Origin of the sequence: Cronobacter sp. HA18003, assembly GCF_011605905.1 — a bacterium.
Classification (GTDB): domain Bacteria; phylum Pseudomonadota; class Gammaproteobacteria; order Enterobacterales; family Enterobacteriaceae; genus Cronobacter; species Cronobacter sakazakii.
Genome location: NZ_JAANQO010000011.1, coordinates 1484946 through 1508775 on the forward strand (window position 1 = coordinate 1484946; position 23830 = coordinate 1508775).

General features: G+C 57.5%; 17 protein-coding genes. 7 read left to right on the plus strand and 10 right to left on the minus strand.

The genetic code is table 11. The annotated features are described in order from the left end of the window. Positions 1–8 precede the first annotated feature (8 nt). Together ssuC and ssuB are read left to right on the plus strand one after the other, a co-directional pair. Positions 9–800 (plus strand): aliphatic sulfonate ABC transporter permease SsuC, encoded by a 792-nt coding sequence (ssuC, locus tag G6041_RS08215; RefSeq protein ID WP_012125196.1) that lies wholly within the window; start codon positions 9–11, stop codon positions 798–800. After that, a complete protein-coding gene (gene ssuB / locus G6041_RS08220; protein ID WP_012125197.1) occupies positions 797–1564 on the plus strand; it encodes an aliphatic sulfonates ABC transporter ATP-binding protein in 768 nt (255 codons plus the stop codon). Before ssuC ends, ssuB begins: the two co-directional genes overlap by 4 nt. 312 nt (positions 1565–1876) lie before the next feature. Here the strand turns inward: ssuB and pepN are convergent, their stop codons facing one another. Beyond that, positions 1877–4489: an aminopeptidase N gene (gene pepN, locus G6041_RS08225; protein WP_012125198.1), complete on the minus strand. Its 2613-nt coding sequence runs from the start codon at positions 4487–4489 to the stop codon at positions 1877–1879. 473 nt (positions 4490–4962) lie between these two features. On the opposite strand from pepN, the gene pncB reads away from it, so the two are divergent. The 4 genes from pncB (at position 4963) to G6041_RS08245 (ending at position 10744) form a co-directional block, all read left to right on the plus strand. Further along, complete coding sequence (pncB, locus tag G6041_RS08230) at positions 4963–6165, plus strand: nicotinate phosphoribosyltransferase (protein ID WP_012125199.1); 1203 nt, start codon at positions 4963–4965, stop codon at positions 6163–6165. 167 nt (positions 6166–6332) lie between these two features. Further along, complete coding sequence (asnS, locus tag G6041_RS08235; RefSeq protein WP_032989998.1) at positions 6333–7733, plus strand: asparagine--tRNA ligase; 1401 nt, start codon at positions 6333–6335, stop codon at positions 7731–7733. Between the two features lie 534 nt (positions 7734–8267). Continuing rightward, a complete protein-coding gene (locus tag G6041_RS08240; protein ID WP_012125202.1) occupies positions 8268–9368 on the plus strand; it encodes a porin in 1101 nt (366 codons plus the stop codon). Between the two features lie 185 nt (positions 9369–9553). Further along, positions 9554–10744 carry an amino acid aminotransferase gene (locus G6041_RS08245; protein ID WP_004385482.1) on the plus strand — a complete coding sequence of 397 codons (1191 nt, stop codon included), beginning with the start codon at positions 9554–9556 and terminating at the stop codon, positions 10742–10744. Positions 10745–10802: 58 nt separating this feature from the next. Here the strand turns inward: G6041_RS08245 and G6041_RS08250 are convergent, their stop codons facing one another. The 7 genes from G6041_RS08250 to cmoM all read right to left on the minus strand — a co-directional run bounded on the left by G6041_RS08250 (position 10803) and on the right by cmoM (position 21417). Continuing rightward, positions 10803–11450 (minus strand): MBL fold metallo-hydrolase, encoded by a 648-nt coding sequence (locus G6041_RS08250; RefSeq protein WP_004385483.1) that lies wholly within the window; start codon positions 11448–11450, stop codon positions 10803–10805. A 38-nt stretch (positions 11451–11488) separates the two neighbouring features. Next, a complete protein-coding gene (locus tag G6041_RS08255) occupies positions 11489–12037 on the minus strand; it encodes a YcbK family protein (protein ID WP_004385484.1) in 549 nt (182 codons plus the stop codon). Positions 12038–12216: 179 nt separating this feature from the next. After that, complete coding sequence (gene ldtD, locus G6041_RS08260) at positions 12217–14025, minus strand: L,D-transpeptidase (RefSeq protein ID WP_041460552.1); 1809 nt, start codon at positions 14023–14025, stop codon at positions 12217–12219. A 154-nt stretch (positions 14026–14179) separates the two neighbouring features. After that, on the minus strand, positions 14180–18628 hold the full coding sequence (gene mukB / locus G6041_RS08265; protein ID WP_084999199.1) for a chromosome partition protein MukB: 4449 nt from the start codon (positions 18626–18628) through the stop codon (positions 14180–14182). Next, positions 18621–19331, minus strand: a complete 711-nt coding sequence (mukE, locus tag G6041_RS08270) for a chromosome partition protein MukE (RefSeq protein ID WP_004385487.1) — start codon at positions 19329–19331, stop codon at positions 18621–18623. The genes mukB and mukE overlap by 8 nt, the downstream gene beginning before the upstream one ends. Then, positions 19312–20634, minus strand: coding sequence for a chromosome partition protein MukF (gene mukF / locus G6041_RS08275; RefSeq protein ID WP_004385488.1), 1323 nt, complete (start codon positions 20632–20634; stop codon positions 19312–19314). The genes mukE and mukF overlap by 20 nt, the downstream gene beginning before the upstream one ends. A 3-nt stretch (positions 20635–20637) precedes the next feature. Then, complete coding sequence (gene cmoM, locus G6041_RS08280) at positions 20638–21417, minus strand: tRNA uridine 5-oxyacetic acid(34) methyltransferase CmoM (protein ID WP_012125206.1); 780 nt, start codon at positions 21415–21417, stop codon at positions 20638–20640. Positions 21418–21549: 132 nt separating this feature from the next. Between cmoM and elyC the strand changes: the two genes are divergently transcribed. Further along, positions 21550–22329 (plus strand): envelope biogenesis factor ElyC, encoded by a 780-nt coding sequence (gene elyC / locus G6041_RS08285; protein ID WP_012125207.1) that lies wholly within the window; start codon positions 21550–21552, stop codon positions 22327–22329. Here elyC and G6041_RS08290 read toward each other — a convergent pair. Both G6041_RS08290 and G6041_RS08295 read right to left on the minus strand, forming a co-directional pair. After that, on the minus strand, positions 22306–23199 hold the full coding sequence (locus G6041_RS08290; protein WP_004385492.1) for a YcbJ family phosphotransferase: 894 nt from the start codon (positions 23197–23199) through the stop codon (positions 22306–22308). The genes elyC and G6041_RS08290 overlap by 24 nt on opposite strands. Before the next feature lie 90 nt (positions 23200–23289). Next, positions 23290–23712: a DUF2000 domain-containing protein gene (locus G6041_RS08295; protein ID WP_084999197.1), complete on the minus strand. Its 423-nt coding sequence runs from the start codon at positions 23710–23712 to the stop codon at positions 23290–23292. Positions 23713–23830: the final 118 nt, after the last annotated feature.

Below are 23830 nucleotides of genomic sequence, written 5' to 3' on the forward strand. Positions count from 1 at the left end.
GAGGCCGCATGACACGCGCTTCGCAAAAATGGCTCCAGCGCGCCGCCCCGTGGGTGTTGCCGGTGGGAATTATCGCCGTCTGGCAGCTCGCCTCCCAGACGGGCTGGCTGTCGACGCGTATTCTGCCGTCGCCCGAAAGCGTGGTCGAGACGTTCTGGCGGCTGACGGCGAGCGGCGAGCTCTGGCAGCACCTGGCTATTAGCAGCTGGCGCGCGCTGGTGGGTTTTTCCATCGGCGGACTGATTGGGCTGGCGCTCGGGCTTATCAGCGGGCTGTCGCGCTGGGGCGAACGCCTGCTCGACAGCTCCATCCAGATGCTGCGAAACGTGCCGCATCTGGCGCTGATCCCGCTGGTGATTTTGTGGTTCGGCATTGATGAGAGCGCCAAAATTTTTCTGGTGGCGCTCGGCACGCTGTTCCCGATCTATATCAACACCTGGCACGGCATTCGCAATATTGACAGCGGTCTGCTGGAGATGGCGCGCAGCTATGGGCTTTCCGGTTTCAGCCTGTTCCGGCAGGTAATTTTACCGGGCGCACTGCCCTCAATTATGGTCGGCGTGCGTTTCGCGCTCGGGCTGATGTGGCTGACGCTTATCGTGGCGGAGACGATTTCGGCGAATTCCGGTATTGGCTATCTCGCAATGAACGCGCGTGAATTTTTGCAAACCGACGTGGTGGTGGTGGCGATTATTCTCTATGCCCTGCTTGGCAAACTCGCCGATCTCAGCGCCCGTGCGCTGGAGCGTGTCTGGCTGCGCTGGCACCCGGCTTATCAGTTAAAGGAGGCGAACGCATGACAACAGCACGACTCAACCAGGGAACGCCGCTGTTGCTGGAAGGCGTGACCAAACGCTACGGCGAGAAAACCATTCTTAACGCGCTGGATCTGCATATTCCCGCCGGGCAGTTTGTGGCGGTGGTCGGGCGCAGCGGCGGCGGCAAGAGTACGCTGCTGCGTCTGCTCGCGGGGCTTGAAACGCCGGACGGCGGCGAACTGCGCGCCGGGAATGCGCCGCTTGCCGACGCTCGTGAAGATACGCGCATGATGTTTCAGGATGCGCGCCTGCTGCCGTGGAAGAAGGTGCTGGATAATGTCGGGCTGGGGCTTAGAGGCGACTGGCGTCCGGCGGCGCGCCAGACGCTTGAGGAAGTGGGCCTGGCTGACCGCGCGAACGACTGGCCCGCCGCGCTTTCCGGTGGACAGAAGCAGCGTGTGGCGCTGGCGCGCGCGTTGATTCATCGCCCCGGCCTGCTGCTACTGGATGAGCCGCTCGGTGCGCTGGATGCGCTGACGCGCCTTGAGATGCAGGAGTTAATTGTGTCGCTGTGGCGCGAGCACGGTTTTACGGTGCTGCTGGTGACGCACGACGTGAGCGAATCGGTGGCGATGGCGGAGCGGGTGTTGTTAATCGAAGACGGAAAAATCGGGCTCGATATGGCCGTGGAGTTGCCGCATCCGCGTCACCACGGCACGCCGCGGCTGGCGGAGCTTGAAGCGCGGGTGTTGAACCGGGTAATGCGTAAAACGCCTGTGCCGGTGCGGGAAATGAAGGTGGGGTGATGTGTTATCCATAAATGAAAGGCGGGTGCGCTTACGCTTACCCGCCCTACAAACGCTGACAGGGTATTATCCAAGGTGGGTAAGCGTAAGCGCACCCACCACAAAACCCCGTAGGGTGGGTAAGCGCAGCGCACCCACCACAGTACCAATGTAGGGTGGGTAAGCGCAGCGCACCCACCACAGAACCCTGTAGGGTGGGTAAGCGCAGCGCACCCACCACAGAACCCTGTAGGGTGGGTAAGCGCAGCGCACCCACCACAGTACCCCGTAGGATGGGTAAGCGCAGCGCACCCACCACCCCATATCAGCCCATTACGCCAGCGCCTTGCTCACTTTCTCATACAGATCGCCGGACAGCTTCGGCAGCGCCTTCAGCTCTTCCAGCGCCGCGCGCATCAACGCCTGACGTTTTTCATCATAACGCTTCAGACGGATCAGCGGCTCAATCAGCCGCGACGCCACCTGCGGGTTACGGGTGTTGAGCTCAATCAGCATATCGACCAGAAAACGGTAGCCGCTGCCATCTTCGGCATGGAACGCCGCCGGGTTGTTAGTGGCGAACGCGCCCACCAGCGCACGCACGCGGTTCGGGTTGCCGAGGCTGAAGGAGCGGTGTTCCAGCAACGCACGAACTTTGCTCACCACGGCTTTCTCCGGGCTCATCGCCTGCAACATAAACCACTTGTCCATCACGAGACCGTCGTGGTGCCACTTGTCGTCATACTCGCCAAGCAGCGTATCGCGGCACGGTAACTGCGCCGCCACGGCGGCGGCCAGCGCTGCCAGCGCGTCGGTCATGTTGTCCGCGTCGTGATACTGGGCGGAGACCAGCTTGTCGGCCAGCTGCGCGTCGCCAAACGCCAGATAATGCAGGCAGGTATTACGCAGCGCGCGCTTGCCGATATCCGCGTGATCGATACGGTAGCCGGTGAGTTTATGCGCGTTGTAGACCGCCAGCAGTTCATCGGCAAGCTCGGTCGCCAGCGTGCGGGTCAGCGCGTCGTGCACCGCTGCGATGGCCTGCGGATCGATGGTCTGGAACAGCTCGGCGATCTCGTTTTGCGACGGCAGCGTCAGGATCTCCGCCGCCAGCGCCGGATCGATGGTCTCATCAAGCAGGATCGCGCGGAAAGCGTCCGCCACGTGCAGCGGCAGCGAAAGCGGCTGCTGCTGCTGATAACGCGCGACGTTGAGTTTGATATGGGTGGCCAGAAGGCTTTGCGCCGCATCCCAGCGCGAGAAATCGTTACGCGCGTGGCGCATCAGGAACGTTAACTGCTGATCGCTCCATTTGTATTCCAGCTTCACCGGGGCGGAAAATTCGCGCAGCAGCGACGGCACCGGCTGGAAGTACACGTTATCAAAAACAAACGTCTGCTCCGCCTGCGTTAGGTTCAGCACATGGTGCACCGGATGCCCGTCTTTTTGCAGCGGGATGACCTTACCTTCGTTGTCATACAGCTCGATATCGAACGGAATATGCAGCGGCAGTTTTTCCGGCTGGTCCGCCGTTGGCGGCGTGCGCTGGCTTAGCGTCAGCGTGTACTGCTCGGTCTGCGGATTGTAATCATCCTGCACCGTGACAATTGGCGTGCCGGACTGGCTATACCAGCGGCGGAAGTGCGAGAGATCAACATTCGACGCGTCTTCCATCGCCTGCACGAAATCGTCGCAGGTGGCGGCACTGCCGTCGTGACGCTCGAAGTAGAGCTGCATCCCTTTCTGGAAATTCGCTTCGCCAAGGAGCGTATGCAGCATACGGATGACTTCGGAGCCCTTTTCGTACACGGTCAGGGTGTAGAAGTTATTCATCTCAATGACCATGTCCGGGCGAATCGGGTGCGCCATCGGGCTTGCGTCTTCGGCGAACTGCATCGCGCGCATGGTACGCACGTTGCTGATGCGGTTAACCGCGCGGGAGCCGAGATCGGAGCTGAATTCCTGATCGCGAAAGACGGTCAGCCCCTCTTTCAGACTCAGCTGGAACCAGTCGCGGCAGGTGACGCGGTTGCCGGTCCAGTTGTGGAAATATTCGTGGCCGATAACGCGCTCAATGTTGAGATAGTCTTTATCGGTCGCGGTTTCAGCGCGCGCCAGCACGAATTTGGAGTTAAAGACGTTAAGCCCTTTGTTCTCCATCGCGCCCATGTTGAAGAAATCGACCGCGACTATCATATAAATGTCGAGATCGTACTCCAGACCAAAGCGCTCTTCGTCCCACTTCATGGAGTTTTTCAGCGAGGTCATCGCCCAGCCGGCGCGATCCAGGTTGCCGCGATCTACATAAAGCTCCAGCGCCACGTCGCGCCCGGAGCGGGTGGTGAAGGTATCGCGCAGCACGTCGAAATCGCCTGCCACCAGTGCAAACAGATAGCACGGTTTCGGGAACGGATCTTCCCACTGCATCCAGTGACGGCCATCGTCCAGTTCGCCCTGCGCCACGCGGTTACCGTTGGAGAGTAAATACGGGTATTTCGTTTTATCGGCGATGATTTTAGTGGTAAAGCGCGCCAGCACGTCCGGGCGATCCAGATACCAGGTAATATGACGGAAGCCTTCAGCTTCGCACTGGGTGCAGAGCGCCTCGCCTGACTGATACAGGCCTTCCAGCGCCGTGTTCGCCGCCGGGTTGATGTCGTTGACAATTTTAAGCGTGAAGCGCTCCGGCAGATTTTCCAGCACCAGCGCGCCCTCTTCCAGGCGGTGATGCGTCCAGGGCTGTCCATCCACCTCGACCGAAATCAGGGTAAGGTCTTCGCCATCCAGACGCAGCGGCGCGTTCTCCGCCACACGGCGGTTGATCTGACTGACCGCAGTGACCCGCGTTCTGGCGGCGTCGAGGTCGAAGGTCAGATCAATGTCAGTAATCAGGTAATCCGGCGCACGATAGTCGTGGCGATATTTTGCTTGTGGCTGTTGAGTCATAAAAAACCTTATCCAGGGTCCGTATGGTTACGACTCCAGTCTATTCCTGTTGCGTTAATGTTGCCACGCAGAATCTTTCACTTTTCAGCCGCTACGACGCAGATTGCTACATATGTATAACATTGGGCGCTGCTTACCCTATTTTCAGGCGCGCTGACAACGAGTTAATAACGCTCGCATCGCGTGCCATCGTTTTGCTTATTCGAGACTTAACCCCGCGGCACGCCCGACATCCGCGCGTCACGCTGTCTCCGGTCTCTGACCGAGTGAAACCAGAAACACATATTTCGTTCAATGGGTTAGCCTGGCATTGCTACATTTAAGTAACAAGCGGCACAAATTGCCCTCGACCCGCTTCGCCGGTTGTGTTGTGATCCTGCTTCAATAAACCGATAATCAGGGTATACTCCTGCGTCTTTATCTGCTTATGCCACTGATAGACACGCGCCTGTGAGAGGATGCCAGTTCGCACCATGACACAATACGCTTCCCCCCTATTGCAAACGCTGCTGGATACGGACGCCTATAAGCTGCATATGCAGCAGGCAGTTTTTCATCACTATTATGATGTGCATGTCGCAGCGGAATTTCGCTGCCGGGGTGACGATCTGCTGGGCATTTATGCTGACGCTATCCGCGAACAGGTCGATGCCATGCAGCATCTGGCGCTTTCCGACGCCGAGTATCAGTGGCTCTCCGGGCTGCCGTTTTTCAAATCCGATTACCTCCAGTGGCTGAAAACGTTCCGTTATGACCCGACGCAGGTGCAGATCCGCAACGACGGCGGCAAGCTGGATATCCGCCTAAGCGGCCCGTGGCGCGAAGTCATTATGTGGGAAGTGCCGCTTTTGGCCGTGATTAGCGAGCTGGTGCACCGCTACCGCTCCCCGGAGGCGAGCGTCGATCAGGCGCTGGCGCATCTCGAAGTCAAACTCGATGATTTCCGCACCATGACGGACGGGCTCGATTTAAGCGCTTTCCGTCTGATGGATTTCGGCACCCGCCGCCGTTTCTCGCGCGATGTTCAGCAGGCGATTGTCGAGCGTCTCAAGCTGGAGCCGTGGTTTATCGGCACCAGTAACTATGACCTCGCCCGCCGTCTTTCACTGACGCCGATGGGCACCCAGGCGCATGAATGGTTCCAGGCGCATCAGCAAATCAGCCCCGATCTCGCGAACAGCCAGATTGCGGCGTTGCAGGCGTGGCTTGACGAATACCCGGATATGCTCGGCATCGCGCTGACCGACTGTATTACGATGGACGCCTTCCTGCGCGATTTCGGCCCGGAGTTCGCGGGGCGCTACCAGGGGCTGCGCCACGACTCGGGCGATCCGGTGCAGTGGGGCGAGAAAGCTATCGCGCACTATCAGCAGCTCGGCATCGATCCGCTCAGCAAAACGCTGATTTTCTCCGATAACCTCGATTTCGCGAAAGCCATTGAGCTCTATCGCCACTTCGCGGACCGCGTGAAGCTGGGCTTTGGCATCGGCACCCGCCTGACCTGCGATATCCCGCACGTGAAGCCGCTCAATATCGTGATTAAGCTGGTTGAGTGTAATGGTCGTCCGGTGGCAAAACTCTCCGACAGCCCAGGCAAAACGATTTGTCACGATAAGGCGTTTGTCCGCGCGCTGCGCAAAGCCTTCGATCTTCCTCAGGTGCGTAAAGCAAGCTGATGTTTTTCCAAAGGGAGCCGCGCGCTCCCTGCTTTTCCCTCTCCTTTGCGATTTCTTTTTCCCGCACCGCGAATTCTGCTTGTCTGATGGCGTATGCCAGGTAACATAGATAACCCCCCCGTCCGGGTGGAAAATGTTATTTTTGACCATTAACCAGAGAGAAAATTATGAGCGTTGTGCCTGTAGCCGACGTACTCCAGGGCCGCGTTGCCGTTGACAGTGAAGTCACCGTGCGCGGGTGGGTGCGTACCCGAAGAGATTCAAAAGCTGGCATCTCCTTCCTCGCCGTTTATGACGGTTCCTGCTTTGATCCGATACAGGCTGTCATTAATAATTCTCTGCCCAATTACAATGAAGAGGTTTTACACCTCACGACGGGCTGCTCGGTTATCGTCACCGGCAAGGTGGTGGAATCCCCGGGCGAAGGCCAGAGCTTTGAGCTGCAGGCAACCCAGGTGGAAGTGACTGGCTGGGTGGACGATCCGGACACCTACCCGATGGCGGCCAAGCGCCACAGTATTGAGTATCTGCGTGAAGTCGCGCACCTGCGCCCGCGTACTAACCTGATAGGTGCCGTGGCTCGCGTACGCCACACGCTGGCGCAGGCGCTGCACCGTTTCTTCCACGAGCAGGGCTTTTTCTGGGTCTCCACGCCGCTTATCACCGCGTCGGATACCGAAGGCGCGGGTGAAATGTTCCGCGTCTCGACGCTGGATCTGGAAAACCTGCCGCGCGACGCGCAGGGCAAAATCGATTTCGATAAAGACTTTTTCGGTAAAGAAGCGTTCCTGACCGTGTCCGGCCAGTTGAACGGCGAAACCTACGCCTGCGCGCTGTCGAAAGTCTATACCTTCGGCCCAACCTTCCGCGCTGAAAACTCCAACACCAGCCGCCACCTGGCGGAGTTCTGGATGCTGGAGCCGGAAGTGGCGTTCGCCAACCTGAACGATGTCGCGGGTCTCGCGGAAGCGATGCTGAAATATGTCTTCAAAGCGGTGCTCGATGAACGCATGGACGACATGAAGTTCTTCGCCGAACGCGTGGATAAAGAAGCCATCGAGCGTCTGGAGCGTTTCATCTCCGCAGACTTCGCGCAGGTGGATTACACCGACGCGGTCGCTATTCTTGAGAAATGCGGCGAGAAATTCGAGAACCCGGTTTACTGGGGCGTGGATCTGGCGTCCGAGCATGAGCGTTATCTCGCTGAGAAACACTTTAAAGCGCCGGTCGTTGTTAAAAATTACCCGAAAGACATCAAGGCGTTTTATATGCGCCTTAACGAAGATGGTAAAACCGTGGCGGCGATGGACGTACTCGCGCCGGGCATCGGTGAAATCATCGGCGGCTCCCAGCGTGAAGAACGCCTCGACGTGCTGGACGCCCGTATGGATGAGATGGGTCTTAATAAAGAAGACTACTGGTGGTATCGCGACCTGCGCCGTTACGGCACCGTGCCGCATTCCGGCTTTGGTCTCGGCTTTGAACGTCTGATCGCCTATGTTACCGGCGTGCAGAACGTGCGCGATGTGATCCCCTTCCCGCGTACCCCGCGCAACGCGAACTTCTAATCCCAAAAAGGCCAGCGACTTGCTGGCCTTTTTTCTTCCCGCCTTGTGTTGTTCATTTTCTATTACGGTTTCACGGAATTTTAGGCTGTATAAAAATTCATCAATTGTCTGATGGCGATTTTTTGCACCGCTTCGCTATAGCATATTTGTACACAACTTCCACAGACATCTGGCCTTCCATCCATCTCATCCAGTAGAAAACTCTTGTTGCTTACAATTGTATAAAAATGCGCCTTATCCAAATTAATAATAAGTTTTTCATATATATAAGAAAGGAATGGCCGAAATTTATTCACTTAAGTAATAAATTTGAGGTCTCTCACAAAGTTCCCTTTCATTAATAAATTCTTACACAATATTTCTTTTTGTTACCTGATTAAGACATTTGTAGCACTTTCCGGGTAGCGAAACGATTATATGAATGGAAAGATGCCAGACAGACACAGAAAGACACCAAACTCTCATCAATAGTTCCGTAATGAATTATTGACGGCAGTGGCAGGTGTTCAAAAAAACCAATGAGGGTAATAAATAATGATGAAGCGCAATATCCTGGCAGTGGTTATCCCTGCCCTGCTGGTAGCCGGTGCAGCAAACGCTGCAGAAATCTATAACAAAAACGGCAACAAACTGGATCTTTACGGAAAAGTTACTGCTGAGCACGATTTCGTGACCTCTGGCGATAACACCAACAACGGTGACGCCACCTATGCACAGCTGGGCTTCAAAGGTGAAACTCAGATTAACGATCAGCTGACCGGTTACGGCCAGTGGGAATACCGTGCCTACGCAAGCAGCGCTGAATCTGAGCAGGGAGCTAACAACTCTAACCGTACCCGTCTGGCCTTTGCTGGTCTGAAAATTGCGGATGCGGGCTCCATCGATTACGGCCGTAACTACGGTATCGTTTACGATGTTGAATCTTACACCGATATGGCACCGTCTTACTCCGGTATGACCTGGGCTAACTATTCTGATAACTTCATGACCGGCCGTACCACTGGCGTTCTGACCTACCGTAACACTGGCTTCTTCGGCCTGGCAGATGGTCTGAACTTTGGTATCCAGTATCAGGGTAAAAACGACCGTAATAACGCAGCTACCTCTAACGGCGACGGCGCTGGTTACTCACTGGGTTATGATTTCGGCGAAGGCTTCAGCGTTATCGGTGCGTACAGCAACTCTAACCGTACACTTCGTCAGAAACTGGATGATAAAGGCGATCGCGCTGAAGCATGGGCTGTTGGTGCTAAATACGATGCCAACAACCTGTACCTGGCGACTGTTTACGCAGAGACTCGCAACATGACTCGTGAAGCTGATGATTCCTTCGCGAACAAAACTCAGAACTTTGAAGCGATCGCTCAGTACCAGTTCGATTTCGGTCTGCGTCCATCTCTGTCTTATGTACAGTCTAAAGGTAAAAACCTGACTGCGCGTGGCACCTTCGATGGCGGCGATGCTGACCTGCAGAAATATGTTGAAGTTGGTGCTTACTACTACTTCAACAAAAACTTCAACGTATACGTTGACTACCAGATCAACCTGATTGATAACGACGCTTACGCTCGTAACGTTGGTATCGTTAACGGTCGTGACGACCAGGTTGCACTGGCTGCTACCTACCAGTTCTAATCAGCACAACCTTGTTGTCTGATAGCGGAAAAACAGGGCTTCGGCCCTGTTTTTTTATGCGTAAAAGAAAATTCTGCCAACTTTTGCGATCCACGTAACTTTTCCGGGCAAACGGTTGGCATTTTGTAAATCTCCCGTTAACCTGATAGCGAATTTCCCTTCTGAAATCACAATGGAACCTCGTCATGTTTGAGAACATTACCGCCGCCCCAGCCGACCCGATCCTTGGCCTGGCCGATCTGTTTCGTGCCGACGATCGCCCAACCAAAATTAACTTAGGCATTGGTGTTTACAAGGATGAAACCGGTAAGACCCCGGTTCTGACCAGCGTAAAAAAAGCAGAACAATATCTGCTGGAAAATGAAACCACCAAAAACTACCTCGGCATTGACGGTATTCCCGAATTTGGCCGCTGCACGCAGGAACTGCTGTTTGGCAAAGGCAACCATATCATCAGCGATAAACGCGCCCGCACGGCGCAGACCCCAGGCGGCACTGGCGCGCTGCGCGTCGCGGCGGATTTCCTCGCCAAAAACACCGACGTCAAACGCGTCTGGGTCTCGAACCCGAGCTGGCCGAACCACAAAGGCGTGTTTAACTCCGCCGGTCTGGAAGTACGCGAGTATGCCTACTACGACGCCGCCAACCATTCGCTCGATTTTGACGGTCTGTTAAACAGCCTGCAGGAAGCCCAGGCGGGCGATGTGGTGCTGTTCCACGGCTGCTGCCACAACCCAACCGGCATCGACCCGACGCTGGATCAGTGGGAACAGCTCGCGAAACTGTCTGTCGAGAAAGGCTGGCTGCCGCTGTTCGATTTCGCCTACCAGGGCTTTGCTCGCGGTCTGGAAGAAGATGCTGAAGGCCTGCGCGCGTTTGCCGCGCTGCATAAAGAGCTTATCGTCGCGAGCTCGTTCTCCAAAAACTTTGGCCTGTACAACGAGCGCGTAGGGGCCTGTACGCTGGTCGCGGCGGATGCCGATGCCGCAGACCGCGCCTTCAGCCAGATGAAATCCTGCATTCGTGCCAACTACTCCAACCCGCCGGCACACGGCGCGTCAGTAGTCGCGACCATTCTCAGCAACGACGCGCTGCGCGCCATCTGGGAGCAGGAGCTGACCGATATGCGCCAGCGTATCCAGCGTATGCGTCAGCTGTTTGTGAACACGCTGGCAGAGAAAGGCGCAAACCGCGATTTCAGCTTTATCACCAAACAGAACGGCATGTTCTCATTCAGCGGCCTGACGAAAGAGCAGGTGCTGCGTCTGCGTGAAGAGTTTGGCGTGTACGCGGTGGCGTCCGGGCGCGTGAACGTGGCGGGCATGACGCCGGATAACATGGCGCCGCTGTGCGAAGCCATCGTCGCGGTGCTGTAATCGCTGCGTAAAGATACAAAAAGGGCCGCACTGTGCGGCCCTTTTTATTGGGAAGGATTTACCAGACCGGCATTTCATCCTGCAGGAAAGGGTTATGCAGACGCTCGTGGCCGAGCGTTGACATCGGGCCGTGGCCGGGAATAAACGTCACGTCATCGCCGAGCGGCAGCAGCTTACGCTTAATGGCATCGATAAGCTGGCTGTGATCGCCGCGCGGGAAGTCGCTGCGCCCTACTCCGCCTTTAAAGATGACATCGCCCGAAACCAGCAGACGGGACTGCGCATCGAAAAAGACGATGTGCCCCGGCGTGTGGCCCGGGCAGTGCAGCACGGCAAGCGTTATATTGCCAACACTCACCGTGTCGCCTTCATTAAGCCAGCGGTCTGGCGTCAGCGGCTGGCACTCATCAAGACCAAACATGCGGCTCTGCGCAGGCAGCCCCTGTAACCAGAACTCATCTTCTTTTTCCGGGCCGATAATGGGGATGCCGTAATGCGCCGCAAGCTCCGCCGCCGCGCCCACGTGGTCAAGATGACCATGCGTCAACAGGATCTGCTGAAGCGTAACGCCAATACGGGCGACTTCTTCCTTGATACGCTGCGCATCGCCGCCTGGGTCCACCAGCGCCGCCTGTCGCGTCTCCTCACACCAGATTAACGAGCAGTTCTGCGCGAACGCCGTTACCGGAATAATATGATAGTTCATACCGCTCCTTTTACCCGGCGCGCTGCCGGGGTCGTTAATTACCAGTGCCTTAGCGGCCCGGTATCAATATGCACAAAGTTACTGCTGGGGTAGTATCCTACACCACCGGCGCGCAGAGATAACGCCGCTTTGCGAATATTGCTTAACGAAATACCTTCGATATGAAAATCCATGGCCTGGCCTTTGGTGTGGTAGCTGTGCTTGGCCACGCCGCGGCTTTTGGATCGCAATTCGTTGTTGGTATCAACGGAACGATAGCCGGAGATCAGCTGTACCGGTTTACGGGTACCGAGCAGCCCCTGCAAACGGAAAAGCTGGTCAAATAAACGGGGATCAATCGCTTTTACCTTATTCGCCCGGTAATCACGAAAGAAATGATTAAGCTTTGCTAATTCATCCTGAATATAGCCCCGGCCATCGAAAAACTCGGCCTTAATGGATTCGCCAGTATGTAAATTATTGAGCGTAAGAATACGCGGTCGTGGCGTCGACAGGGTAGCAAATGCAGGCGTGGGCAGTATCGCAGCGCCTAAAGCGGCGCCGCCAATCGTCAGCAGTTTGCGGCGATGAGCGTCAATTTTATCCATGATATTCAGGTCTACAATCAAATGAACAATAACTATGCACTTCTGGCGCACGAGTGGCACCTTAACCGCCAGCCGGAGGGGAGTCAATACGGGTCAAAGGCGCGAATAACGGGCCTTTTTTCACGTTTGGCCCGTTTTCGCTTCACATAGAGCAGGTTAAGTCCGCGGAATTAAACCTGTTAGCGGATCAGTTGTTCCACTTTTGGGAGGATTTGTGCGCCCGATCGCGCGGTGTGATCGTAATTGTAAATATCTGTACGATATTGCGGACGTCCGTCCTCGCCGATAAACGCGGTCAGATAATAGAGGTTCACCGGAATGGTCTGTGGAATATTCACGTAGCGCGTATTCCCCTCTTTCAGCGTCTGCGAAATGCGCGAATCATTCCAGCCCGCATCCTGCAGCAGCATATTGGCCAGTTCAGAAGCTTTATTCACACGCACGCAGCCGGAGCTGAGCGCCCGTGCATCGCGCTGGAAAAGATTATGGTTCGGCGTATCGTGCAGATAGATAGCGTCTGAGCTCGGCATGTTGAACTTATACCGCCCGAGCGAGTTATGGGCACCCGGTGCCTGCTGGAAACGGAAAGGCAGATTAGACGGCGTAATCGTCGCCCAGTCCACCATCCACGGATCCACGACATCCGCGTTACTTCCCCAGCCGTTCAGCACCGTATAGCCGTGGCTCTCCAGATACCCTGGGTCATTCCAGACTTTCGGCAGAATATCTTTGCGGGCGAGCGTTGGCGGCACGTTCCACGGCGGATTGACCACCACGTTATTGAGCGCGCTGCTCATCAGCGGCGTTTTGCGATCCGGTCTGCCGACGATAACGCGCGACGCCAGCACCTGATTGCCATTCTGGTAATAAACCAGCGAATACTCGGGAATATTTACCATAATGCCGGTGCTGAGTTTGCCGGGCAGCAGGCGCAGACGCTGAATATTGAGCGCCAGCAGCGCCGCGCGCTGCGCGGGCGTCACATTCAGCCAGTCGCGGGTAGACTCACCAATAACGCCATCCGCGCCCAGCCCCTGCCATTTCTGAAAACGTTTTACCGCCGCGACCAGATCTTTATCGTAAACCGCGCGCGTCGGTTTCGGCGTACTACGGGTCTGGCTTGCGGTTTGCGGGGCCGCCGACGGGCTGACCACGCCGTTGTTATCGCCCGGCAGCGCAATATCCGGGCCGCCATCCAGCATGCCGGTACGCTGTAAAATCTCCTTAAGCGCCGGAATATCGCTGCTCCACTGGCCGGGGCGCAGCTTCTCTTTGCCGGTCATTTGCGGCCACGGACGGGTATCCGCCACCAGTTGCAACAGCGAGGCGTGCATCGCCGCATACTGCGGATGCGCGGGGGCGAGAGAGCGCACAAACGCAGGCACAGAGCCGTTATCCAGCGCGACCTGCCACTGGTTCAGCACGTTCAGCGCGGGCATCTCCGGTTTGTACGGTTTTTCGCTGTAGAGCCAGCGGTTGCCCTGGCTTGGGATGCCAGAAATAAAATGCAGATACCCCACCATCGCGTCACTCAGCACGATATCGCGCGCGAGCCCCGTAACGGCAGGATTGGTCAGTTGCTCCACCCAGGCGGTAAATTGCGGCTGGAAGCCAGCGAGCGCCACTTCAGCCAGTTGCTGCTGGAATGCCTGAACCGCGTCGCGGTTATCCCACATCGGTTTAAGATCGCGGGCGGCGTATAGCCCCACCAGCGCATTCATGTAGACCGGCGTGAAGCCCGCTGGAAGCGCCGCCTGTAACTGCGTGCGTGCGCTCGCAAGACGGCTTGCGGCATCAGGCGCCGTATTCGCCGCCAGGAACGCCATGCCCGGCGACAGCGCCAGTGGCTGCGCGCTGAGCGTGGTAATACTGTCGTTGGCGATCAGTTCCGGTTCATCGGCATACGCGTTAAACAGTGGAGCGATACTGAGAGCCAGGCACACATACAGTGCTGACCGTCGAAAACCATGCATATTCTTAAGCACCATCCCTTGCCCCCTGTTTTTCAGAATAATTCGGCACTCAGGCTTATTGTGAGTATATAAACAGAAAAAATCATTTGCCTGATCGAATGTAAAGAAGTTTAAAGATTTGCCGGACAAAAAGAAAGCGGGCCGAAGCCCGCTCTGTGAGTTGATGACGTTACGAGACTTCAGCCGGTCCCGGCAGCGCATCGGCTGGCGGGGCGGCAAAGCCGCGCAGGCCAACCACATGCACATGCTCATGGTTCTGGAAGACTTTACGCACCAGCTTGTAGGTCGTGCCTTTTTCCGGGCTGATGTTCTCCGGTGCCGCGATAATGAGCTGCATCTGCAGGCGTTCGCACAGTTCAAACAGCGTGGCGATCGAACGAGCATCCAGACGTGCCGCTTCGTCGAGGAACAGCAGACGGCATGGCGAAATGTCTTTGCCGCGCAGGCGACTGGATTCATCCTCCCAGCTCTGCACCACCATCACCAGGATAGACATCCCGGTACCGATCGCCTCACCGGTAGAAAGCGCGCCGCTTTCTGCGCGCAGCCAGCCGTCGGAGCCACGGTTAACCTCAACTTCCATCTCAAGATAATTACGGTAGTCGAGCAGCTCTTCGCCGATGGTCTGCGCGGTACGCTGGCCCATGTCGATTTGCGGGTTCAGGCGCTGCCAGAGTTTCGCCAGCGCTTCTGAGAACGTCAGGCGGTTGCTGTTAAACAGATCCTGATGCTGCTCGTGCTGCTCGGCAAGCACTTCCAGTAGTGTGGCATGGCTTTCACGCACGTTAACATTCAGACGCACGCTGTTGACCTGGCCGAACGACACGCTTTGCAGGCCCTGGTTGAGCATACGAATGCGGTTCTGCTCGCGCTGGATCGTCTTGCGAATAATATTCGCCACGCTGCGGGAGCTGATGGCGAGCTTCTGTTCGCGTGAGGTAAGCTCTTCCGTCAGGCGGCCCAGCTCAATTTCCATCTGTTCAATCGCCTCGACCGGATCGTCGGTGCGGATAATATCCTGGCGGATACGCTCGCGCAGATGCTGATACACGGCCACGAAGAACTGGATTTTGCGCTCAGGGCGTTTGGGGTCTTCAGACAGGCGCAGCACGTCGCGCAGGTGTTCGTTATCCGCCACCGCCAGACGCAGCGCGCCGAGGGCTTTATCCGACATCGAGCGAAGATCGTCACCGGAGTGGTACGCCAGCTCGCGGCGGTGCAGACGGCGTTCCACGCCATTGTCTTTAACCATACGCATCACCGCGCACCAGCCCGCTTTCGCGCTCACCACCTGCTCACGCATCTCGTGGTAGTTACGCTCCAGACGCTTCAGGCTGCGGGTCAGGTTGTCCATCTCCGCTTCGCACAGCGTCAGCTGTTTCTCCAGTTGATTACGGCGCGAACGGTTGTTGCTAAGACGTGTATGCAGTTCGTCGCGACGCTGGCGTGCGCGCTCTTCGGCTCCGGCATCGGCGCGCACGCCGATATCCTGCAATTCACGTTGCAGATCGCCCAGCAGCTCTTTTTTGGTATCGAAGGAGCTTTTCAGCGACGCCAGCACCTGATGATACTGGCTGAGCTTCGCGGCGTGGGTACGCAGCGCTTTGCGGGCGCGGGTACGCTCGGCTTCCGCCTGCTCCAGACGCTGGCGCAGTTTCTCGTTGAGATCGGTGTTGCCATTGAGCATTTGCGCCGAATCGCTGTAGCTAAAGTGCGCGCGACGCTGCACCACTTCGCTCAGCGCAAAGGCCTGCTGACGGGCGTCGCGCTGCGTCTGGCGCGCCTGCTCATAATCCTGTTTGAGCTGGTCGAACTGTTCCGGGTCGCTCTGCAGTACCGACGCCACCGGCTCCAGTTTCGCCAGCGCCTTGCCGTGCTGAGACAGGAAACGGGCGGCGTCCTGGGCTTCCGCCAGGCGCTCCTGAATTTCTTCCACGCGGTCGGCCAGGCTGTCGTCTGCCAGCAGGCTCAGGCGCGGCAGCAGGCGGTTAAGCTGGGCCACGCCCTCTTTCGCCTGTTCAAACTGCACGCGCTGCTGCTGGTTGTCATTTTCGTGCTGGCTAATCGCACGCTCGATTTCGCTGCGACGCGTGTTGAGCTTACGGATTTCCGCTTCCGGGTCCGCCTCAAACGCCACGGCGAGATGCTGGCCGACAAAACGGCTGAACGCTTGGTGCAGGCGCTGCGTTTTTTGTACGTCGAAAGAGAGCGTCGCGTAGCGTTCAGACAGCGCTTCACGCTCGGCATGGAGGCTCTCAATGCGGCTTTCGCGCGCGGCGCGGCCAAACAGCGGCACTGACGGAAAGCGGGAGTAGCGCCACTGGCGCTCGGCCACTTTCACCACTACCGCTTTTTCCAGCTCTTCAACGCTAAAGACGCTGTCATCAAAGGACTGCGGATCGCCTTCGATCAGGTAGAGATCTTCCGGGCAATCCTCAAGGCCGTCGAGCAGATCGCGCACGCGCGACAAATCCGGCACCACTATCGCATGGCGCGACGGGCCGTAGAGCGCAGAGAAGTACGGCGCGTCGTCAAACGATACGTCGTCGTAAATTTCAGAGAGCAGTACGCCGCCGAAGCGCTCCGCCAGCGCATTGAGGCGTGCGTCTTCGGCACCGCCCGGCTGGCTTAAGCGTTCAATCTCTTCGTCCACGGCCCGCTTACGCGCGCCCACTTCGTCACGTTCAACGATGGCTTCGCGCTCACGCTCCAGCAGTTGCTGAAGGTATTCGGTGACCTGCTGGCCGGACTCAAACGTCTCGCCGCTCTGTTCGCTAATCTGGTTGAGGCTGTTTTGCGCTGCAAGCCAGGCCGGCGCATGGCTGGTGAGCGTCTTAACGCGGCTCTGGATCTGCTCCAGCTCCTGGCGCAGCGTCATGCGCTGTTCACCTGCCTGCGAAACGCTGTCGGAGAGCGCCGCGATGCGGGCTTCCAGCTCATCGTTCAGCGCTTCGAGATCTTCCGGATCATAGTTTTTGCCCTGGCGTTTGCAGAACTCGGCCAGCAGGCGCTCGGCATCCTGCTGTTCGCGCAGGCGCTGTTCCAGCTCGGAAAGGCGCATACGCAGCGGTTGCACCTGTTCGGCCAGATGGCGCTGCTGGCTGGCGTCGCGCAACAGTTCGCGCGCCACGTCCCAGGCCTCTGCACGGCTTACCGGGCCGTTAATGCTGGCGACCAGTTGATAAGCTTGTTCGAACTGGCTATGCGCGGTCTGCGCGACGCTCATCTTTTGCTCAAGCGACAGCAACCGTTCGGTGGCCTCCTGCTCTTTGGCCTGGTAGGTATCCAGCCATTCATCGGCGCTGTCGGCGCTCAGATCCGGCAGATGGCACAGCTCGCGGGCGCGCTCCAGCGCGGTGAGTGCCTGCTGGTACTGAATGGCGCGGGTCTGCTGCACGTCAAGCGCCTGCTGATAGTCGGCAAGCTGGCTTTTGAGTTCGTCGACTTCAAGCTCGGCGGCTTCCGCGCGGGCTTCGTTCTCTTCCTGCTGCTCGGCCGCTTCCGCCACCACTTCGCTCTGCTCTTCCAGGCGAATCTGCAGCTCTTCGAGGTCAGCCTCGTAGCGCTCGATTTTCTCCTGCTGGCGCAGCGCGGTTTGCACCAGATTCAGGTGATCGCTCGCCGCCTGATAATCGGTTTCGAGATCGCCTTCAGCCCCCGCGTGCTCGGAGAGCTCGCGCGCCATATGGACATGCTTATACTGCTCGGCGGCAAGCTGCTTGCGGCTGCTGAACAGCTCGCGGCGCAGCTCCAGCGCCTGATCGAGATGAATACGCCGCTCGTTGGCGTGGCGCATGTAATCCGCCGCCACATAGTTGGTGGCTTCGGAAATCAAGTGTTTGAAGAGATCGCGGTCCGACTGGGTGACGCGGATAGCTTCCAGCGTCATGCGGTTTTCGCGCAGCGCCGCTTCCATATCCTGGAACGCTTTACGCACGCCGCCGTTTTCCGGCAGCAGGTAGTCGCGAAGCGAGCGGGTGATAGCGCTGGAGATCCCGCCGTACAGCGAGGCCTCAATCAGACGGTAATATTTGCTGCGATCGGACGCCGAACGCAGGCGGCGCGCCACTACGCCCAGATCAAACATTAATGAGTGATAATCGGTGATGGAGTTGAACTGCTTAAGCTGCACGCCTTCCATCGTGTCGATTTTATCTTTCAGCTCGTTGAGGCTCAGCACGCGCGCCTGACGATCGTTCAGCGTTTCCGTCAGCAGTTGTGTGGGCAGAATCGCGCTCGGCAGGCCCTGAATGGCGAACGGTTTGATATCCACTTTACGGTCGCGTCCGGCGACCTGTTGCAGACGCACGCCCACCAGCACGCGCTGATGGCGGGAGTTGACGACATCCAGCACCGAATAACAGACGCCTGCTTTCAGTTTGCCGTGCAGACCTTTATCGCGCGAGCCGCTGGTTGCGCCCGCCTCGGTGGTGTTACGGAAGTGCAGCAGCGTGAGATCCGGAATCAGCGCTGTGACGAACGCCGCCATCGTCGTTGATTTCCCGGCGCCGTTACCGCCGGAAAGCGTGGTGACCAGCTCGTCGAGATCAAACGTACGGGCAAAAAAGCCGTTCCAGTTGATAAGCGTTAGCGAGCGAAACTTACCGCGTTCAATCATTGTCATCCTCCGCGTTATCCTGCTGGGTATCGTCGTTCTCATCATTGAGCTGCAGATGGCTTTCCACCGGCATCGCTTCGCCGTCGCGGATCATGCGCAGTTGCGCCTCGCGCGGATCGTCGCCGGCGCGCACGTCCGCGCCGAAGCGAAACACCGACTCGGTGATGCGGAATTTGCTGCTGTCATGGCCCATAAACCAGACCATGCCCAGGCGGCGCAGGCGGCTTAACGATGAGCGCACTTTTTCCTGCAGTTTCTGACGGTCGAGATCGGAGCCGGTTGAGCGGTTGTTCACAAGCTTCAGCAGCTTGGTTTCGTCGGCCAGCGCCATCAGCTCGTCATAGAGTTCCTGCTGGGTGAAGATACCCTCGTTCGCCAGACGCTCAGGGCTGAGATAGAGATAACAGAGGATTTTGCCCACCATCATATCCAGCTCGGAGAGCACCGAGCGCGGGATAAGCGTGGTGGAGCGTGGACGCAGATAGAAAAAGCCTTCCGGCGCGCGGATAAGCTCGACGTTATAGCGGCTGTAGAACTCTTCCAGCTCGCCCTGGTAATCCATCAGAAAAGCGTGATTATCCAGCTCGTCCAGGCCAATGTGACGCCCGGCGCGCAACTGGCTGTCGAGCGCCGGAAACAGCGGATTCGCGAGCGCCAGCGCCAGCTTCACTGGCATCACGTGTTCAATATTTGTCGATGACATTCGCCTGTACCTTGGCTCCATAATCATTAATGGGCTGCCACTTAGCTGGCAGGCCGGTAAAGTCCGCTTCAGCGACGCCCAGGCGCACCGCCTGGTCTACCACGATGCGCGCCACGTCAAAGTGGCGTGCTCGCGGGAACTGGGTCAGGTAATCGCGCATCACGACGCTCAGGTCGAGCGGCTGCTGACGCTCCCGGTAGACATTGAGCTGGGCCTCAATCATCGCCGCCAGTTGTTCGCGGATCTCGTTAAACTCTTCAAACTCCAGATCCGGCGGCAGTTCGCCGGTCACTTCTTCATCGCGCAGCGTCATCTCTTCATCGCGCATATCGAGCAGGCGATCGGCGCTGGCGTAAGTGAGCGCCCAGGGCGCATCAAAGTAGTTCTGCACCGACTGGCGCAGACGCTGGGCGAAGACGCGGTTTTTATCCATATCGATAGCGGTACGGATAAATTTATGGACGTGGCGGTCATAGCCAATCCACAGGTCAATCGCCTGCTGACCCCAGCTGATAATACGGTCGAGCTTGCTCTGCAGGTCATACGTCAGGCGGTCAACGAAATGAAGATCGTCGCGGCCAAGCGTCGCTTCCTGAATTTGCAGAAGGTTGGCCTGCAGCTTATCGCCCGCCGCCTCCAGCGTATCCTGTAATTCGCGTAGCGTGCCGGACGTTTCAGAAAGCAACAGTTCGCAGCTCGAAATCGCCGCACGCCAGTCTTTATTCAGCAACTGGGCGATATCGTCTTTCACCAGCTGTTGCTGCTCATCCATGATGCGCTGGGTGAGATCGATGCTGTCGAAAATTTCCGCAACAGAGTATTTCAGCGGCGCGTAAACGTTGCGGTGCCAGTGGAACTCGTCGCCGCCTTCCTGCGCGGCGTCCGCGGCGCGCTTGAGTTCGCTTGCCACGATGGAGAGCTGCATCGACAGACGCAGCGTGGAGAATTCGCGCTGGCGGATGTAATAATCGGTGATGCCGATACCGAGCGGCGTCAGGCGGTAGATCGCATTGCCCTCCGCCTGCTCGCTGGTAAAGCGGTTAAGCAGGCGCTGGCGCACCATATCGTTGATGGCGTTGTTGGCGCGCTGGGCGACCGTTTCTGTGGATTGCTCGAAGGCGTCGCTGACGTGGCGAAACGCGTCCACCAGCTCCCCTTCGCTCATTTCGCCATCCAGCCTTTCGCCGTTCAGCGTGGCGATAGCCAGCAAAAAAGCCAGCCTGTCTACCGGAAGCTGGATCGAAAAATCGTTTTTCCTGGCCCAGGCAACCAGTTCAGGGACTGTCTGGGAAAAAGTACTCATAATTTATCCTTGGATCTCCGGCTTAAACGCAGTGACATGGATGTATCGGCCCAGGCTCACCCAGGGCTCCTGTCGGCAGTAACGCGTTTCAAGCTCAAGCAGCGTTTCATACTCGTCGCGCTGCTGATGTTTTTCACGCAGATAGTCATGAAACACCCGCACGCCGGTTTTGCTGTGGATCTGCCAGCCCATCTCTTCAAGCCAGCGATAAACCTGCTGCGGCTCGCGCGGATAATCCGGCGAAAGAGTGCGTTTTTTCTTTTTGGGCATGCCCTGCTGCACATACGCGAAGTTGCCTGCCACCATGTTATGCATCAGAAGGCCGTTGGCGTTGTAGAACATCAGCGAGAGCGCGCCGCCCGGCGCCAGACATTCCCATAAATGACGCAGCGCCGCCTTTGGATCGGCCACCCATTCCAGCACAGCGTGAAACAATATCAGATCAACCGGGCTTTCCAAATGCTGACCCGCCTCCTGCGCGGCGCATTGTACAAAATGCATGTTGCCGCTCACACCTTTCTCCTGCGCCGCCTTTTGAGCACGAGCTATCATTTCCGCAGAGAGATCGCACAGCACCACCTGATGACCCCGCTGCGCAATGCGACACGCGGTTTGCCCTTCGCCACCGCCTGCATCCAGTACGCGCAGTGGACGGTCAGGCAACAGGCCTAACAACGCGTCGAGATCCTGCCAGAGGATAGCCTGACGCAACTGGCCTTTTGTTGTACCGTAAATGTTGCGCGCAAACTTTTCGGCGATGTCATCAAAATTGCGATCCCGCATGGGCACACTCTCCAGGTGATAAGCGCATCCGGTAAAACCGCTATTTTGTCACAGCCGGAGGGAGAATGAACCCATCTCGCGTAAGATAGGCCACGTTTACCTGCCGTATGGTTAAAAAAGGACCCATAACCGATGCTTTTTATTCTGAAAAAACTCACCGGCACGCTGCTGCTGCCGCTGCCGTTTCTGCTGCTGATGATGGGCATCGCGCTTGCGCTGCTATGGTTCACGCGCTTTAAACAAAGCGGCAAGGTTTTAATGACGGCAAGCTGGGTTATTTTGCTGCTGTTAAGCCTGCAGCCGGTAGCGGATGGGCTGCTGAAACCGGTGGAAGATGACTACCCGACCTGGAACGGTCAGAAAGCGGATTACATCGTGGTGCTGGGCGGCGGCTATACCTGGAATGACAAATGGGCACCGAGTTCAAATCTCGTCAATAACAGCCTGCCGCGCGTTACCGAAGGCGTGCGTCTGTGGCTTGCAAACCCCGGCGCGAAAATGGTCTTTACCGGCGCGCGCGCCACCACGAATCCGGTCAGCACCGCTGAAGCAGGTGCCCGCGTGGCAGAAAGCTTAGGCGTACCGCGCACCGATATCATTACGCTTGATTCTCCAAAAGACACCGAAGAAGAAGCCGCAGCGGTCGCCGGTGCGCTCGGCAAGCAGCCATTTTTACTGGTGACGTCGGCGTCGCATCTGCCGCGGGCGATGATTTTCTTTAAACGCCAGGGACTGAACCCGATACCAGCCCCCGCCAACCAGATGGCAATCGATTCGCCGCTCAACCCGTGGGAGCGCGTCTATCCGTCTTCACTGTGGCTGATGCACAGCGAACGCGCCGGTTATGAAATTCTCGGGCGCGTCTGGCAATGGGTAAAAGGCGTGGGCTCAGGCGACCCAGGGCAGAAGTGATTCCGACGCCTTACTGAACGCGGCGCGGTTCATTTTTCCGGTTTGCAGTAACTGCGCCACTTCATCCCACAGGACATAAAGCCAGCGGCGCCAGAGGAACGATTCCGCCACCGGCGCGCGCTGGAGATAGCGCCAGAAAAGGCTTTCAGCCAGCGGCGTGTCGAACAGGCGAAAAAGCTCATACTCGCGCGGCGCCCAGAGCACCACGCCCGGATTCACCATTGCCAGAAGCTGATCGCTACGCGCATCTTTAAGCATACTGCGCAGGTTAAAATTGCCGTGGATCAGTACGCAGTTGTCGTTGAACCCGGCGAACATCGCGTCCAGGCATTCACGGGTGCGAAACAGCATCCGCTTATCCTGCATCGTCAGCCCGGTATTCTGATATTGATTGAGCGTACTCCAGAGCACTTCAACGCGCTGGCGATACCAGTGCGGCCAGAGATTCTCCTGGGTACTGTCGACGCTGCCCACGCAGCCGTGGCTGTCAACGCGGTGCCAGCTCAGCAGTGCCTCAATAATCTGATCCTGAAGCTGCTCCCAGCGCTGCGGCGTGCGCGCCGGTGCTTCCACCGGTACGCCGCGCAGGCGCTCCATCAGCAGCACGTCCGGCCCCGGATGCTCCTCATGCGTCATTACGCCATACACCACGGGCATGCGCACCGTGCCGTAACGCGCGAGAATCGACATTTTCCCGGCCTGCTGCTGCGCCAGCCCCGGCGAGGTAAAACTCCGCGCCAGCAACGGCAGCGGGTTGCCGTGGCTGTCGTAAAGCGACCAGAGCGCGGTGTCTGCTTTCTCGCTGATGCATTCAAGCCGGCTGAGTTTTTCACCTAACAGGTGACTGAGTTCTGCACGCAGTTGCTCCATTTGCCGTTACCCTTATAAACGCTACTGTTTTTATAATGGGCGTCCTTGCGGCAGATGTCATCTGTTGAGATCAATTCCAGGCCAGTTAGCTTAACGGTAAAGCGGCAGGTTGCCCGTCAATCGGGCTATCTGTTTTTTCGGGCCGACCAGCCCCAGCGCCGCCAGCTCGATCTCCGCGCTGCCAGCGCCCGCCAGCCGCCGTTCATACTCCCCCCAGGTTTTGCATGACTGCGCCAGCGCGCTGAAGGGCAGCACCAGGATCTGCGGATCGCTCTGCGCGGCGTTAAACAGGCTTAACAGCGTGTTGCCCTCGCCAAGCAGGACCGGCAGCGGCGCGCGGATCACGCCCGGATAAGTCACCCCATCCAGGCTTAACAGATCGGGGCCGACTAATCCCTCGACCTGTCTGCCAAGACAAACGCCCAGAACGCTTGCGGCGTTCATGGCAAACCCTGGCGTGAGCGCGCGGTCGACGACGATAGTGCATTTATGCAGGCGGGTATCGAATTGCATGTTTTTCTCCCTGTCAGTTGATGTAATAAGTCTGCCCGACAACCGCGGAGAAAAATGACCTTTATTGCACCGCAATGCGCTATGAAAGGGTAAAATCACCCTTTAAAAATCAAAACGA